This window comes from Brevibacterium sp. (assembly GCF_022712115.1).
Classification (GTDB): Bacteria; Actinomycetota; Actinomycetes; order Actinomycetales; family Brevibacteriaceae; genus Brevibacterium; species Brevibacterium salitolerans.
This window is the reverse complement of sequence record NZ_JALAHB010000132.1, coordinates 1-14718: the sequence shown is the minus strand read 5'-3', so window position 1 is coordinate 14718 and position 14718 is coordinate 1. Positions and strand designations below refer to the sequence as shown.

The 14718-nt window shown below is 70.0% G+C and carries 16 protein-coding genes; 7 read left to right on the top strand and 9 right to left on the bottom strand.

What is annotated here, in order from left to right; genetic code table 11:
* Positions 1 to 246: 246 nt before the first annotated feature.
* From Q0A33_RS07695 to groL, 4 genes are all read left to right on the top strand, one after another.
* Positions 247 to 597 (top strand): DUF3263 domain-containing protein, encoded by a 351-nt coding sequence (locus Q0A33_RS07695; RefSeq protein WP_344335903.1) that lies wholly within the window; start codon positions 247 to 249, stop codon positions 595 to 597.
* Positions 598 to 606: 9 nt separating this feature from the next.
* The gene (locus Q0A33_RS07690; RefSeq protein WP_291794854.1) at positions 607 to 1239 is read left to right on the top strand and encodes a LytR C-terminal domain-containing protein; all 633 of its coding nucleotides are present in this window, start codon (positions 607 to 609) and stop codon (positions 1237 to 1239) included.
* Between the two features lie 132 nt (positions 1240 to 1371).
* Complete coding sequence (locus tag Q0A33_RS07685) at positions 1372 to 1575, top strand: cold-shock protein (protein WP_291794853.1); 204 nt, start codon at positions 1372 to 1374, stop codon at positions 1573 to 1575.
* 272 nt (positions 1576 to 1847) lie between these two features.
* Positions 1848 to 3476 (top strand): chaperonin GroEL, encoded by a 1629-nt coding sequence (gene groL, locus Q0A33_RS07680; protein ID WP_291794852.1) that lies wholly within the window; start codon positions 1848 to 1850, stop codon positions 3474 to 3476.
* A gap of 94 nt (positions 3477 to 3570) precedes the next feature.
* Here groL and Q0A33_RS07675 read toward each other — a convergent pair whose 3' ends face one another.
* Positions 3571 to 4263: a DUF1707 domain-containing protein gene (locus tag Q0A33_RS07675; RefSeq protein WP_291794851.1), complete on the bottom strand. Its 693-nt coding sequence runs from the start codon at positions 4261 to 4263 to the stop codon at positions 3571 to 3573.
* Between the two features lie 103 nt (positions 4264 to 4366).
* Between Q0A33_RS07675 and Q0A33_RS07670 the strand changes: the two genes are divergently transcribed.
* The 3 genes from Q0A33_RS07670 to Q0A33_RS07660 all read left to right on the top strand — a co-directional run bounded on the left by Q0A33_RS07670 (position 4367) and on the right by Q0A33_RS07660 (position 6276).
* A complete protein-coding gene (locus Q0A33_RS07670; RefSeq protein WP_291794850.1) occupies positions 4367 to 5116 on the top strand; it encodes a sulfite exporter TauE/SafE family protein in 750 nt (249 codons plus the stop codon).
* Positions 5117 to 5203: 87 nt separating this feature from the next.
* Positions 5204 to 6007, top strand: coding sequence for a hypothetical protein (locus Q0A33_RS07665; protein ID WP_291794849.1), 804 nt, complete (start codon positions 5204 to 5206; stop codon positions 6005 to 6007).
* A gap of 8 nt (positions 6008 to 6015) precedes the next feature.
* Positions 6016 to 6276, top strand: a complete 261-nt coding sequence (locus Q0A33_RS07660; protein WP_291794848.1) for an RNA-binding S4 domain-containing protein — start codon at positions 6016 to 6018, stop codon at positions 6274 to 6276.
* Between the two features lie 215 nt (positions 6277 to 6491).
* Here the strand turns inward: Q0A33_RS07660 and Q0A33_RS07655 are convergent, their stop codons facing one another.
* The 8 genes from Q0A33_RS07655 to Q0A33_RS07620 all read right to left on the bottom strand — a co-directional run bounded on the left by Q0A33_RS07655 (position 6492) and on the right by Q0A33_RS07620 (position 14548).
* On the bottom strand, positions 6492 to 7070 hold the full coding sequence (locus Q0A33_RS07655) for a hypothetical protein (RefSeq protein WP_291794847.1): 579 nt from the start codon (positions 7068 to 7070) through the stop codon (positions 6492 to 6494).
* A gap of 133 nt (positions 7071 to 7203) precedes the next feature.
* Positions 7204 to 8094, bottom strand: a complete 891-nt coding sequence (gene htpX / locus Q0A33_RS07650; RefSeq protein WP_291794846.1) for a zinc metalloprotease HtpX — start codon at positions 8092 to 8094, stop codon at positions 7204 to 7206.
* 227 nt (positions 8095 to 8321) lie between these two features.
* Complete coding sequence (locus tag Q0A33_RS07645; RefSeq protein ID WP_291794845.1) at positions 8322 to 8606, bottom strand: hypothetical protein; 285 nt, start codon at positions 8604 to 8606, stop codon at positions 8322 to 8324.
* Positions 8603 to 9388, bottom strand: a complete 786-nt coding sequence (locus Q0A33_RS07640) for a PspA/IM30 family protein (protein WP_291794844.1) — start codon at positions 9386 to 9388, stop codon at positions 8603 to 8605. Before Q0A33_RS07640 ends, Q0A33_RS07645 begins: the two co-directional genes overlap by 4 nt.
* 146 nt (positions 9389 to 9534) lie before the next feature.
* Positions 9535 to 9825 (bottom strand): WXG100 family type VII secretion target, encoded by a 291-nt coding sequence (locus tag Q0A33_RS07635; RefSeq protein ID WP_291794843.1) that lies wholly within the window; start codon positions 9823 to 9825, stop codon positions 9535 to 9537.
* 202 nt (positions 9826 to 10027) lie between these two features.
* Positions 10028 to 11830, bottom strand: coding sequence for a trypsin-like peptidase domain-containing protein (locus Q0A33_RS07630; RefSeq protein ID WP_291794842.1), 1803 nt, complete (start codon positions 11828 to 11830; stop codon positions 10028 to 10030).
* Between the two features lie 11 nt (positions 11831 to 11841).
* On the bottom strand, positions 11842 to 13710 hold the full coding sequence (locus Q0A33_RS07625; RefSeq protein ID WP_291794841.1) for a HAMP domain-containing sensor histidine kinase: 1869 nt from the start codon (positions 13708 to 13710) through the stop codon (positions 11842 to 11844).
* A 70-nt stretch (positions 13711 to 13780) separates the two neighbouring features.
* Positions 13781 to 14548, bottom strand: a complete 768-nt coding sequence (locus tag Q0A33_RS07620) for a response regulator transcription factor (RefSeq protein ID WP_291794840.1) — start codon at positions 14546 to 14548, stop codon at positions 13781 to 13783.
* Positions 14549 to 14718 lie beyond the last annotated feature (170 nt).

Below are 14718 nucleotides of genomic sequence, written 5' to 3'. Positions count from 1 at the left end.
GTGACAGCCGCGTGACAACACTGCGCAGCAGGCGTGACCCCTCTGCGCTCGTGAAGCAGGCCCCCGTCCGTCCTGCATAGGACGGACGGGGGCCTGTCTGCGTCCTCGGCCGTGCCGACCCGGACGGGGTGCCGGGTGTCGAGGAGGGTGCCGGGCGCGCGCCGGCGGGGAGATCGGCACTCGCCGGTGCGGCGCAGGGCCGGAGGCGCCCGGTGGCGGGTAGACTCGGCCCTCGAAGGAGGCGGAATGGCTGAGGAGCGGAAGAACTCCGGGGAGTCGCCGGACGCGGCGGCGGGCGCGGCGGACCGGCCGGCGACGCCGGAGACCACGGCGGAGCCGCAGGAGCCCGGCGGGGAGCTGAGCGCGCTCGACCAGGAGATCCTGGAGTTCGAGCGCACCTGGTTCACCTACGGCGGCGCCAAGGACCATGCGATCCGTGAGCGCTTCGACATGTCCGCGGGCGCGTACTTCCAGCGCCTCGCGGTGCTCCTCGACGACCCGCACGCCTATGCCCATGACCCCGTTCTCATCAAGCGGCTGCGCCGGATCCGCGACGGTCGCCAGCGCAACCGCTCGCACGCCCGCATCGCACGCTGAGGAGAGTCCGTGCCCGAATACCCAGAAGACGAGTTCGATCGGATCGCCCCCACGGGCCGCCGCGGCGCGCACAGGCGCGAGCCGGAGAGCGGTCAGCGCGGCGCGTACACGATCATCGCGGTGGTCGCGGTCATCGCCGTGCTTCTGATCGTGGGCGTCGTGAACATCATCCGCACCTCGTTCTCCAACCCGGAGGACAACGTCGCAGAGCCCACTCCCGCGGCCACGCAGAGCGAGGAGCCGGAAGGGGAGGAGAGTCCCACGGACGAGGCGAGCGACCCCTCCGAGGCCGAGGTCGACAGGTCCTCCGTGAGCATCGGCATCTACAACGGCTCCGGCGTCAACGGCGCCGGGAGCGCGTTCGCGGACGCCGCGACCGCCCATGGCTGGACCGTCTCGGACATCGTCACCTACGCGACCCCGTCCACGACCTCCACCGTCTACTACTCCGCTCCGGAGTACGAGGCTCAGGCAGCCGTTCTCGCCAGCGATCTGGGAATCGACAGCATCGCGGAGTCCGGGGAGTTCCCGGAGCACATCACCGCCGTCATCACCTCGGACATCGCGGAGCAGGGGCCGCCGGAGGTCGAGGGCGACGCGGGCGCCGAGGACGATGCCGGCGCGCAGGACTCCGGCGCCTGAGCGGCGGTCACAACTGCGTAACGGGTGCGTCTGCCCGCGGTGTGCCCCCAGGGTGCCGGATAGGCTGAGCGGGCCGCTCGGCGATGAGCGCCGGCCGGTGGCAATGCAGTATCCGGAACGGAGCACAGAGCGATGGCTCAGGGAACAGTCAAGTGGTTCAACGCTGAGAAGGGCTACGGTTTCATCACCGAGGCCGGCGGCGATCAGGACGTCTTCGTCCACTGGAGCGCTATCCAGATGGACGGGTACCGCTCCCTCGAGGAGGGGCAGACGGTCGAATTCACGGTGGGGCAGGGCGAGAAGGGTCCCCAGGCGGAGCAGGTGACGCCCCTCTGACCGCTCTCACCTGCGCGGTCGCACGGCGTTCCGGCAGGTCCCCCTCCCCGCGCCCCGCGCACACGATTCCGCTGACGGCGAGCACAGTCTCCGCCGTCAGCGGAATCTTTTGCACTCCGGGGGTGAGAGTGCTAAAAATTGGACTGTGAACCTCGCACACGACACGAGGGCACCGCGTCTCTGCGGCATGGAGCAGTGAGGCGGGCCCGGCCGTCGCGGGCATGTCGGGTCGGGGGAGACGCACCACCCGCAAGAGGGAGGAAGCAAGCCACATGGCAAAGCTCATCGCATTCGACGAAGAGGCACGTCGCGGCCTCGAGACCGGCCTCAACACGCTGGCCGACGCCGTCAAGGTGACCCTGGGCCCCCGTGGCCGCAACGTCGTCCTGGAGAAGAAGTGGGGCGCACCCACGATCACCAACGACGGCGTGTCCATCGCCAAGGAGATCGAGCTCGAGGATCCCTACGAGAAGATCGGCGCGGAGCTCGTCAAGGAGGTCGCCAAGAAGACCGACGACGTCGCAGGCGACGGCACCACCACCGCCACCGTCCTCGCCCAGGCGCTGGTCCGCGAGGGCCTGCGCAACGTGGCGGCCGGCGCTGATCCGCTGAGCCTCAAGCGCGGCATCGAGAAGGCCGTCAAGGCCGTCACGGACGTGCTGCTCGACTCCGCCCAGGAGATCGAGACCAAGGAGCAGATCGCGGCGACCGCAGGCATCTCCGCAGGCGACCCGGCGATCGGCGAGCTCATCGCCGAGGCCATCGACAAGGTCGGCAAGGAAGGCGTCGTCACCGTCGAGGAGTCCAACACCTTCGGCCTCGAGCTCGAGCTCACCGAGGGCATGCGCTTCGACAAGGGCTACATCTCCGGCTACTTCGTCACGGACGCGGAGCGCCAGGAGACGGTGCTCGAGGATCCCTACATCCTCATCGTCAACTCCAAGGTCTCCAATGTGAAGGACCTGCTCCCGGTCCTCGAGAAGGTGCAGCAGTCGGGCAAGCCGCTGCTCATCATCGCCGAGGACGTCGAGGGCGAGGCCCTGGCGGTGCTCGTGGTCAACAAGATCCGCGGCCCCTTCAAGTCCGTGGCCGTCAAGGCTCCCGGGTTCGGCGACCGCCGCAAGGCGCAGCTCGCTGACATCGCGATCCTCACCGGCGGTCAGGTCATCGCGGAGGAGGTCGGCCTCAAGCTGGAGAACGCCACCGTCGACCTGCTGGGCACCGCCCGCAAGGTCGTCGTCACCAAGGACGAGACCACCATCGTCGAGGGTGCGGGCGACAGCGAGGAGATCGCAGGTCGCGTGTCCCAGATCCGTGCCGAGATCGAGGCCTCGGACTCGGACTACGACCGTGAGAAGCTCCAGGAGCGCCTCGCGAAGCTGGCCGGCGGCGTGGCCGTCATCAAGGCCGGCGCCGCGACCGAGGTGGAGCTCAAGGAGCGCAAGCACCGCATCGAGGACGCCGTCCGCAACGCCAAGGCCGCAGTGGACGAGGGCATCGTCGCCGGCGGCGGCGTGGCGCTCATCCAGGCCGGCAAGACCGCCTTCGAGGGCCTCGAGCTCTCCGGCGACGAGGCCACCGGCGCCTCGATCGTCAAGGTCGCCGTGGACGCGCCGCTCAAGCAGATCGCCTTCAACGCGGGCCTCGAGCCCGGCGTCGTCGCCGCGAAGGTCCGCGAGCTGCCCTCCGGGCACGGCCTCAACGCCGCCACCGGTGAGTACGAGGACCTGCTGGCCGCCGGTGTCAACGACCCGGTGAAGGTCACCCGTTCGGCGCTGCAGAACGCCGCGTCGATCGCCGGTCTGTTCCTCACCACCGAGGCGGTCGTCGCCGACAAGCCGGAGCCCGCTCCGGCCGCCGGTGCCGATCCGACCGGCGGCATGGGCGGCATGGACTTCTGAGTCCGCTCCGTCCCGCTGGGACACCGGGGCCCTGTGGACGCGCGCGTCCACAGGGCCCCGTGCTGTCCGGGGGCGCCAGGCCGCAGGGTGAGGATCAGTCCTCTCTGTGGTGACGGCGCCGGTGGGCCCGCCTGCGCTCCTCACGGGTGTCCGTGACATCGCGTCCGAGGGAGCCGCCCTTCTCCAGCTCCTGCTGCGCTTGCGCATCGCCCAGCTGCGCGCGAGCGCGGAGGGTGAGGAGCCGCCGGCGCTCCGCGATGATCGCCTCCTTGCGGGTGAGCGTGGAGACGAAGCCGCCACCTACGCCGAGGATGACGAACAGCGGCCAGAAGAAGTAGAACCCGCCGCTGAGGGAGGTGAACAGCCAGATGGCCAGACAGATGCCCACCGGACCTGCGACGAGGCCCCAGGCCTCCTTCTTCACCCGCGCGGAGTAGTACGCCCGGGCGGCGGCGTCGATCGCCTCGGGCGTGGTGGGCACGGGATCGTCCGCCGCGCGCAGCCGGGCCAGGGTCTGCGCGGTGCGCGCGTCGAGGTCAGTGCCCGCAGCGGCGGAGGCCGGCGGGGGTACGAGGTCCTTCAGCACCGGGACGACGTCGCCGAGCCGTTTGACTGCACCCGCCGCGGTGAGCCTCTCGTCATGCTCGTCCGCATCGAGCAGGCCGGTGGCATAGGCCTCGCCCACAGCGGCGAAGAGGACGGCACGGTCCGCATCCGAGGCGCGCAGCTCCGGCTCTCTGTGGGGATCGGCGCTGAACTCCGCCCAGACGCCTGCATCGAGGGGCATGGTCCAACGGTACTCCCTGGAGGCCGCCGCGGGGCGGCGCTGAGCGCTGCCCTTCCCGGACCCGGAGGTCGGAGGGGGCAGAGCGGGGGATAGTCTGGGGCTCATGCAGCTCGTGATCGTCCTCATTCTCCTCGCCGTCCTGGTGGGAGCACTGGCCCAACGGATCACGGGCATGGGCTTCGCCCTCGTCTCCGGGCCCTTCCTGGTCCTCCTCCTCGACCCGGTGCCCGGTGTGGTGCTCGTCAACGTGTGCGGGCTGGTGTCCTCGATCATCGTCCTGGCCCGCACCTATCGCGAGGTCGAGTGGAAGTTCTCGGGTTGTCTGGCGCTCGGCGGCATGATCGGCGCGTTCCCCGGCGCGCTGCTGGCCGTCGCCCTGCCCTCGCACGCTTTGGAGATCCTCATCGGCGCGCTCGTGGTGGCTGCGCTGGCCGCCTCGCTGCTGCTGGGCCGTGTCCTCACCCGTCCGCTCACCCGTCGCAAGCGGGGTGCCGTCATCACGGGGCTGGCATCAGGGGCGATGAACTCGGCTGCCGGCATCGGAGGCCCTGCGCTGAGCGCGTTCTCCGTCCTCACCCGCTGGGAGCAGCGCTCCTTCGCCGCGACCATCCAGCCGGTGTTCGTCGTGATGGCCGCGTTCTCGATCCTGTCCAAGCTCGTCCTCGACCACGGCGCCTGGCCGTCCCTGGGCCTCGGCACCTGGGCCCTCATCCTGGCCGCGCTGGTCATCGGTCAGCTGGCCGGTGAGCTGCTCTCCCGTGTCACCCCGGTGACGCTGGCGCGCAACGGCATGCTCGTGCTCGCGTTCCTGGGCGGGATCCTCACGATCCTCCGAGGCCTGGGCGTGCTGTGACCCTGCTCCCATACAGAGCGCATCCAGCTTGGGCTGGGATACTGGGATCCGGATCCTCGGTCCAGCCCCGCGTCGAAAGGTGATGACATGTCCCTCGTCTTCCTGCTGCTTCTCATAGGCGTGGGAGCGGCGTTCTTCGTCGGCAGCCGCCGTGAGAAGGCGCGGGCGCAGGAACAGCGCGCAGAGGAGCTCGAACGGGTGAGCCGCACGGCGGAGGAGGACGTCACTGCGTTCGGCGAGGAGGTCGCGGACCTCGACATCGTCACCGCCGGCGTGCAGCTGGACGAAGGCGGCCGCCAGGACTACGCGCGGGCACTGGACTGCTACGACCGTGCCAAGGAGACGCTGTCCCAGCTCAGCCGTGCGGAGGACATCCGCCACGTGACCGAGGCGATCGAGGACGGCCGCTACGCCGCCAAGTGCGTGCGCGCGAGGGTGGAGGGCAAGCCGCTCCCCGTCCGGCGTCCCCCCTGCTTCTTCAACCCCCAGCACGGTCCCTCCGTCGAGGACGTGGACTGGGCACCTGCCGGCGGACAGCCGCGACCGGTTCCGGTGTGCGCCGCTGATGCGGAGCGCGTGAGCTGCGGTGCGGAACCCGCCGTGCGCACCGTGCCCGTGGGCAATGGCCTGCAGCGCCGCGCCTACTGGGAGGCCGGACCGGCCTACTCGGAGTACAACCGCGGCTACTTCAACTCCTATGCGGGCTCCGGCCTTCTTCCCGGCGTGCTCATGGGCGCCATGCTCTTCGGAGGATTCGGCGGAGGCTGGGACGGCGGCATGGACGGCGCGGATGCCGGAGGCGACATAGGCGACGCCGGCGGCGACATGGGCGGGGACATGGGCGGCTTCGACGACGGCGGCGGATTCGACTTCGGCGGGTTCGACTTCTGATGGCGGCTGTGAACGGCACCGGGGGCGGCCCCGCGCCCGAGGCCACCGGCGGCATCGAGACGATCGAGATCCGCGACGAGGCGATCACCCTGGGACAGCTGCTCAAGCTGCACGGTATCGCCGGCACCGGCGCGGAGGCGAAGGACATGCTCGCCGCGGAGGCCGTCTCCGTCAACGGTGCGGTGGAGACCCGCCGCGGAGCCAAGGTCCGTCCCGGCGACATCGTGGACGCCGCAGGAGAGGTCTTCACCGTCGCCACCCGCGGCTGACAGGCGGCTGCGCCGCCTCCGCCAGCCCGGTGGCTTCACCGGTCGCAGGGGCTTCACCGGGATGACGTTTCGCACCTTTTGACGCTGTGCACATGACCAGTCATGTGCACAGCGTCAAAAGCTGCGAAAGGTTGGGTGCCGGCCGGGGTCCGAAGGCACCGTGCACATGCAGCGGCACGGCACCGGTGCGGCAGCGAGCACCATCGCGGCTCCGCTCAGCGATCCATACCGGGGGCGTCCCAGAGCGGCGACCACTTGGACAGCTCCTTCTCCACCGGCAGATCCTCATTCAGCACGCCGCGCATCTGCAGTTCGAAGGGCTCGTCGCGCTGATGCTTCCCCGTCTGCACGAAGGGGTAGAACGTCCCGCGCTTGTACAGGTAGACGAGTGCGAGTGTGCGCGGTGAGGAATCGCTGCGGAAGTACACCACCGAGCACAGGAGCATGGGGCCGAATCCCTGCGCCTCCAGAGCCGCATTGACGGCGTGGAGGCTGGTCACCAGATCCGGGGTGCTGGTGACATGCTGGCTCACCACCTGCCACGTGTACCCGTAGCCGTCGTTGACCTGCTCCACCTCCGTGTTGGGGTCCGAGGAGATGAGTGCGCGCGCCTCCTCCTCGGCGCGGTCGAAGGCACCGCCCTCCACCTCGCGGAACGCCACGGCGCCCACACCGGTGGGTCGCAGACCGTTCCGGGCCTCGAGCGTGAGAGCAGCCGGGGGGACCGCGAACAGGTCGTCCAGATTGGGCTCCTTGGGCTTGGAGCGGCCGAAGAGTGCGTCGAAGAATCCCATGGAGTGTGAAGTGTCCTCGTGTGGTGGGTCCGGGCGGGTGGGTGAGACCGGGTGAAACGGGTCCGGGAGAGGTGAGCCGGCGGGGATGAATCTGCTCTGCGCGCGTGCAGCGTCTGGTGGAGCGCAGAGAGGCTCAGTATTCGGTAGAGAGCTGGCCGCTGATCTTCTCCAGCTGGCTCAGCCGCTTCTCCAGGCTGGGGTGCGTGGAGAACAGGCTGCCGAACTCGAAGAAGGCCAGGTGAGCCGCACCGGCGGACTTGCGCAGATCCTGCTTGGGCAGGCGGCTGGCGGTGTCGCTGATCTTCACGAGCGCGGAGGCCAGCGTGGACGGGCTGCCGGTGAGCAGCGCTGCCGCGCGGTCCGCTGCGAGCTCCCGGTAGCGGGAGAGCACCCTGATGAGGAAGAAGCTCAGCACGTAGACGACGACGCCCACGAGCATGAGCACGAGCTGGACGGGCAGACCGTTGTTGTTGTTATTGCGGTTGCCGCCGGTGTAGAGGAAGGTGCGCATCATGAGGCTCGCCACCACGCCCGTGACGCCGGCGACCGTCATGACCGTGACATCGCGGTGGGCGACGTGCGAGAGCTCGTGAGCGAGCACCGCCTCGACCTCCTTGGGCTCCAGCCGGTCCAGCAGTCCGCGGGTCACGCAGACCACCGAGTGTTCGGGGGAGCGCCCCGTGGCGAAGGCGTTGGGCACGGGAGTGTCCGAGAACGCCACTCGCGGCTTGGGCATGTCCGCCTGCTGGCAGAGTCTGTCGACGAGTGAGTGGAGCTCCGGAGCCTGCTGCGGGGTGACCACGCGTGCGCCCATGGCGCGCATCGCGACGGAGTCGGAGAAGTACCACTGGAACCAGAAGATCCCGCCGGAGATGAGGAGGGCGAGGACGACGCCGCCGGGGTTCCTCCCCAGCGCCCACCAGATGCCCAGGATGAGCACCACGTAGATGAGCCCGTTGAGGAACATGGTGACGCCCATGCGGAACGAGAGTCCGGCGTCCTTGGCGAAACGTGAGCGGGCCATGTGGGGCGTCCTTTCCGCGACGGTGCGAGAGGGGTTGACGTCCTCCGCACGACAGTTCCACCAGGTTGAGGAGGAACGACACGATGGAGGAGTGCTGAACGCATTCCGCGCGGGCGTCCCGAGGGGTGAGAGGGACGTCCGCGCGGCGGTGCGCTGAGTGGGAGAGCTGTGCCTGCGCGGCGGCCGGATCCGGAGGAGACCGCCAGCGGCAGCCTCCGTGCGGAGGGTCAGCCGCCGTTGGGGACGAAGCCCTCGCCGGAGAGCAGCTCCTGGATCTCTGCGATGGTGGCGTCCGTGCCGGGCACCACCACGTCGGAGGCACCCAGGAAGTCGTCGGCGACCGGGGAGCCGTGGGCGGTGATGAAGTCGTGCAGCTGGGTGAGTGCGGTGTGGACCGCATTCTCGTCACCGGCCTCGAACGCCTTCTCCACCTCATCGTCGTAGCTCTGCAGAGCGGCCTCGTCCACATCAGTGAGATCGAACTGGCCCTCGCCGAGGATGCGGATGATCATGCCTGACCGCCTCCCTGGCCGGGCTGCGGCTCCCCCGCGGTCTGGGCGTCCTCGGCTTCCAGCGCGGCACGGGGTCCGCCGGCGGAACCGCCGGGCAGGGACTGGCGCATGCGCTGCAGCTCGAGCTCCACGTCCTGGTCCGAGGAGAGGGCGTCCAGCTGCGCGGCGATGTCGTCGCGCTGCGTGCCGGTCACGTCGTCGAGTGCGCCCGAGGCCAGCAGCTCGTCGACAGCGCCCGCACGCGCCTGGAGCTCGTTGGTCTTGTCCTCGGCGCGCTGGATCGCCATGTTGACGTCGCCGAACTCCTCGGAGATCCCGGTGAAGGCCTCGCCGATCTTCGTCTGCGCCTCAGCCGCGTTGTAGGTGGCCTTGAGGGTCTCCTTGCGGGTGCGGAAGGAATCGACCTTCGCCTGGAGGCGCTGGGAGGCGGTGGTGAGCTTCTGCTCCTCGGCCAGCAGGTTCTGGTGCTGGGCCTCGAGGTCGCTGATCTGCTGGCTCAGTCCGGACTTCCGGTTGAGCGCCTCGCGGGCGAGATCCTCACGGCCGATCTCCATGGCCTTCTGCGCCTGACCCTGCAGCTTCTCCTGCTGCTGGGTGAGCTGGTTCATCTGCAGTTCGAGCCGCTTGCGGCTCGTGGCGACGTCCGCCACACCGCGGCGCACCTTCTGCAGGAGCTCGAGCTGCTTCTTGTACGAGTAGTCGAGGGTCTCGTTGGGGTTCTCCATCTTGTCGAGGGCCTTGTCTGCCTTGGCCCCGAAGATGGTCTTCAGTCGCTGGAACATGCTCATTCCTTCTACGGCTCCGTTCTCAGTGCCGCCGCACAGTGCGGTCAGCTGTGTCCTGCGGAAGCGCACAGCGGGCACCGCGTCAGCTTCTCCTCCTCAACCCTACTGCGTCACACTGAGATTTTCCGCCGTGCGGGGAGCACTCACGGAGCGAACATCCGGGTGTTCTGCGCCTCGACCTCCTCGTACTGCGCACCGGCGGCGCGGAGGGCCTCGTTGATGGAGCGGAGGGACTGCTGGACGTGCTTGTTGACCCCGTCCCACTCCTCGGCGACGGCCTGGAAGCTCTGCGCGGCCGCGCCCTTCCAGGAATCGGCGAGGGCGCGCAGCTGGGACATGAGCGCCTCCGCCTGCGCGCCCAGCTCCTCGGCGGTGGTGGACGCGCTGGCGGCGGTGCCCAGCACGCGCTCCGGGTCGACCTCGAACAGGGACATGGGCTCCTCCTGGGGGAACGGGGACGAACGTCCACTCGCGGCATCTGACACCGTCCACCCTGCGCCCGTGTGGGGGAGGAGCGCCAGACGCATGCATGGCCTGTGGACGGCAGAGCGCCGTCCACAGGCCATGCATGCGCAGAGTGGGTGCTGCGGAGATCCCTGCTGTGACCGCAGGCGGTCAGCCGCCCGTGGTCACCGCTCAGTTGGCTTCGAGCGTGACGGTCAGCGTCTGCTCCTGGCCGCCGCGCACCACGGACATCTCGATCGGCTCACCAGGGGTGGAGGAGCGGACGAGCGCCTGCATGGAGACGCCGGAGCTCACCGGCTTGCCGCCCACCGCGATGATCTCGTCGCCCTGTTCGAACCCGGCCGCCTCCGCCGGGGAGCCGGAGGCCACCTCCTGCACCTGCGCGGAGCTGCGGGTCACCCCGCCCAGCTCCACAGTCGAATCGCGCATGGTCACACCCAGGAAGGGGTGCGTCGCCCTGCCCGTCTGGATGAGCTGGTCGGCGATGCTCACCGCCTGCTCCACGGGGATCGCGAACCCGATCCCGATCGAACCGCTCTGCTCCTCCGAGCCCGGTGCGCTCATGGTCGCGGCCGAGGAGTTGATCCCCACCAGCCGGCCGTTGCCGTCCACCAGCGGACCGCCCGAGTTGCCGGGGTTGATCGCGGCGTCCGTCTGGATGGCGCTGGTGATGGTGGTGGTCGCCTCCTGCTCGCTGAGATCGCCGATGTTCTGCGTGGTCACCGGGCGGTCCAGAGCGGAGACGATGCCGGTGGTGACCGTGTCCGCCAGCCCCAGCGGATTGCCCAGGGCCATGACCGGATCGCCCACGCGCAGATCCTCGGAGGCGCCGCGGTCCAGCGGTGCGACGTCGTCCGGCACCGTCGCGAGTTCGAGCACCGCCACATCCGTCTCCGGGTCGCGGCCCACCAGGCGCGCGTCCACCGTGCTGCCGTCGCTGAAGATCACCTGGATCTCGCCGCCGTCGGTGTCGGCAGGAGCGACGACGTGGTTGTTGGTGACGATGTGCCCGGAGTCGTCGTAGACGAAGCCGGAGCCCAGACCGGACACCTCTCCGTTCACACCCACCTGGATCGCCGCGACGCCGGGGGAGACCGAGTCCGCGATGCTCGCCCAGTCGGGGGTCTCCGTGGTGTCGTGCAGCGGCTGGCTGCTCCTGGGCTCATCGGACTGCGACTGCGGAGCCGCCGAGCTGCCGGTGAGGTCGAGGCCGCCGGCCAGCAGCGCGCCGCCCCCTCCCAGCACACCGCCCAGGAGCGCGGCGATCGCGGCGATGCCGACCACGCCGCCCCAGCCGGGGCCGCGGCGGCGTCCCTGCGGGGGACCGGCGGGAGGCCCGGCCTGCGGGTCTCCGAAGGTTCCTCCGGGCGGCACAGCACCTCCGGGTGGGACGGCGCCGCCGTGGGGATCGCCGGACCGGGGCGGTTCCGCGGCTGCGGCGAAGCCCTGGGCGGCACCGGGGTGCGGTCCGCCGGTCTGTGCGGGTCCGCCGGCCGGGGACGGTCCGTTCGCCTGTGCCGCGGCGGGATGGCCCGTTTCCGGGGAGCTCGTGCGTCCTGCGCCTGCCTGACCTGCCTCGGGCATGCCCGGCGCAGGCCGGTTCGCGCCGGCCTCGGCGGTGCGGTCCGGTCCGGAGGGTGCCTCTGCACCGGAGGGCACGGGCAGCTGTGCGGAATGCGGCTGGGACGGCATCGGAGCGGTGGGGTGCTGCCCGGTGGGCGCGGGACCGGAAGGAGCCGGGGGAACAGCGCCCTGCGGAGAAGCCGCACCGCCGGGCGCGGAGCCGTGCCCGGTCTGCGGGGCGGAACCGGTCCGCTGCGCCGAGGCGGTCCAGCCCTCCTCCGTCTGCGCGGAGGTCTGCGCCCGCAGCCCGGCATCGTCTCCCGGCGCACGCTCATGTGACGAGGGGAATGTCTGCCGGGACCCGTTCGCGTGCCGGCCGGTGGAGCGGGGGAGCTCTGGTGGCTGAGTCATGGCGTCGCCTTTCAGGATGCGGACGTAGGGGTGACGGAGCGGCGGACGGAGTCCGCGCCGGGGATGGGGAGGTCGACGCGGAAGGTCGCGCCGCCGCCCGGGGTGGGATGGACGGAGATGGCACCGGAGTGGTTCTCCACGATCGCCTTGACGATCGAGAGGCCCAGCCCGGATCCGCCCGTGTCTCGCGTGCGCGAGGCGTCGAGCCGGTAGAACCGCTCGAAGATGCGGTGGGCCTGGTCCGGTGCGATGCCCTCGCCGTGGTCGCGGACCTCGAACCGCACCCGTCCGTACGGGAATCCGGAGAGGTCCTCGCCCAGCTCGAGCGGGCCGGTGACGAACGGGTTGGAGTTCGTCATCTGCGCCGTCCCGGAGCCGGACTGCCCCGCCTGTCCCACGGCGAACGCGCCGCTGCTGCCGCCGCCGGGGACCGAGGCCTCGGCGGCGGTCTGATCCTGCCCGGACCCGCCCGGCAGGATCCGGGGGAACCTGCCGGTGCCGCGACCCGAACCTCGGGCACCGCGCCCCGGCTGCCTGCCGGAGCGGGAGCCGTTCCGCTGGCCCTCCGAGGCGGCCTGTGCAGATCCTCCGGTGCCGGAATCCGCCGTACCGGAGGGGCCTGCGGAACCGGGCTGCAGCACCCCCACCGCGAACTCCACGGCGGTGCGGTCCGGGGTGTGCCGGATCGCGTTGCCCGCGAGGTTGACGATGACCTGCCGCAGCCGCGATTCGGAGCCCAGCACGGTGGGGGTGTCCGGGGCGTCCCCGCCGTCCAGTCCGATGAGGCTGATGTCGCGGTCCGGTGCCTGGGCCACGGCATCGGCGGCGGCATCGCGGACGATCGCTCCCACGTCCACCGGACCGATCTCCGCGGGCCGGCGCTCGTCCAGACGGGCGAGCACCACGAGGTCCTCCACGAGCACGCCCATGCGCTTGGCCTCGGCCTCGATCCGGTCCATCGCCTGCCGCACCTGTTCCGGATCCGTCACCGCGCCCTGCCGGTACAGCTCCGCGTAGCCGCGGATCGTGACGAGCGGGGTGCGCAGCTCATGGGAGGCGTCGGAGACGAACTGCCGGATCCGCTTCTCCGAGCGCGTGCGCCCGTCGAAGGAGTCCTCGATGTGGCCCAGCATGGTGTTGAGCGCGGCGGAGAGCCTGCCCAGCTCCGTGTTGTCCGGGTACGGCGTCACGCGCTGGGAGAGGTCTCCCGCGGCGATCTTGGACGCGGTCATCTCGATGTCCTTGAGCGGGCGGAAGGTGTTGGTGATGGCGAAGTAGCCCACTCCGGCGACCAGGGCCAGTGCGAGCATGCCGATGCCCAGCATGGTGTTGCGCGCGCGTTCGCTGACCGTGTCGATGTCCTGCTCGAACGGGATCGCGATCGCCACGAGCAGCGGCGAGTCCTTGACGTGCAGCGCCAGCGCCCGCCACTTGGACGTGGTGCCGTCCGTGGTGAATGGAGTGCCCTGCATCGCCTGGACGGTGTCTTCGTCGATGTGCGGGAGCGAGGGCATGTTGTCCGCCTCCGGTGCCACGGGGGAGAAGAGCGGGGTGCCGTCCGGGTCGTAGAACTGGACGTAGTAGGAGGCCGGGAGGAGCTGGCGCAGCGAGGACTCCGTGGGGGAGGTGCTCGCGGCGTCCCCGGAGTCCTCGTCCGTCTGGGACACCGTCTCCGCCGCCTGGATCGCCAGCGCCTGAGAGTTCTGCACGAGACGGGCGTCCGTGCGCTCGATGAGGCTGGAGCGGAGGTTCTCCAGCACCCATGCGCTGGTGCCGGACATCACGATGAGCATGAGCGTCATCATGATGGTGAGGAGCTTGGCGGTGAGAGACCACTCGTCCCAGATCACCCTCCGGCGTCGCCTGGTGTGTCTGCTCACGGCTGAAACGCTCTTCCTGACGGTGGTGCGGATGGACGGCCCGGTCCCCGGCGGGGGCCGGGGACGCGGATCACTTGGAGTCCGGGGTGCGCAGCATGTAGCCCACGCCGCGCTTCGTCTGGATCATGGGGGTCCACTCCAGCTCGATGGGGGTGCCGGCCTCGTCCGTGGTGGGCGCGACGTCGATCTTGCGGCGGAGGTAGGAGATGTAGGACTCCACGATGCCGGTGTCCCCGCCGAAGTCGTACTCCCACACGTGGTCGAGGATCTGTGACTTCGACAGCACGCGGTTGGCGTTGAGCATGAGGTAGCGCAGGAGCTTGAACTCCGTGGGGGAGAGGTCGATGAGGATGCCGCCGCGGCGCACCTCGTGGGTGTCGTCGTCGAGTTCGAGCTCGCCCACCTCGATGACGGCGCTCTCCTCCTCCTCGAGGCTGTGGGTGCGGCGGAGGACTGCGCGGATGCGGGCCACGACCTCCTCCAGACTGAACGGCTTGGTGACGTAGTCGTCGCCGCCCACCGTGAGGCCGGTGATCTTGTCCGAGGTGTCGTCGCGTGCGGTGAGGAAGACCACCGGGATGTGCTTGCCCATCTGGCGCAGGCGGCGGGTGACGGCGAAGCCGTCCATGTCCGGGAGCATCACGTCGAGGACGAGGAGGTCCGGCTCCTTCTGCTCCGCGATCCGCAGCGCGTCCGTGCCGTTCGCGGCGGAGAGCACGTCGAAGCCGGCGAAGCGCAGGCTGGTGGAGAGCAGCTCACGGATGTTGGGCTCGTCGTCCACGACAAGCAGGGTTGCCTCGGTGTCGGGTTCCGCGATGACGGGGTTCTGTGCGTTCATGCATCCAGTGTGGACCTCTAGTCTGGAAGTCTCCTGGATCAAAGCTGAATGCGATTGTTAGCTGCGTCACATTCTGTTCCGGAATGGTGCCCTGTCACGGTGACCCGCGGTCACGGTCACGCGTGGGGCAGGTGCCGGCCGTTGCGGAGGGTGGCTGCGCGGGGCGGGCG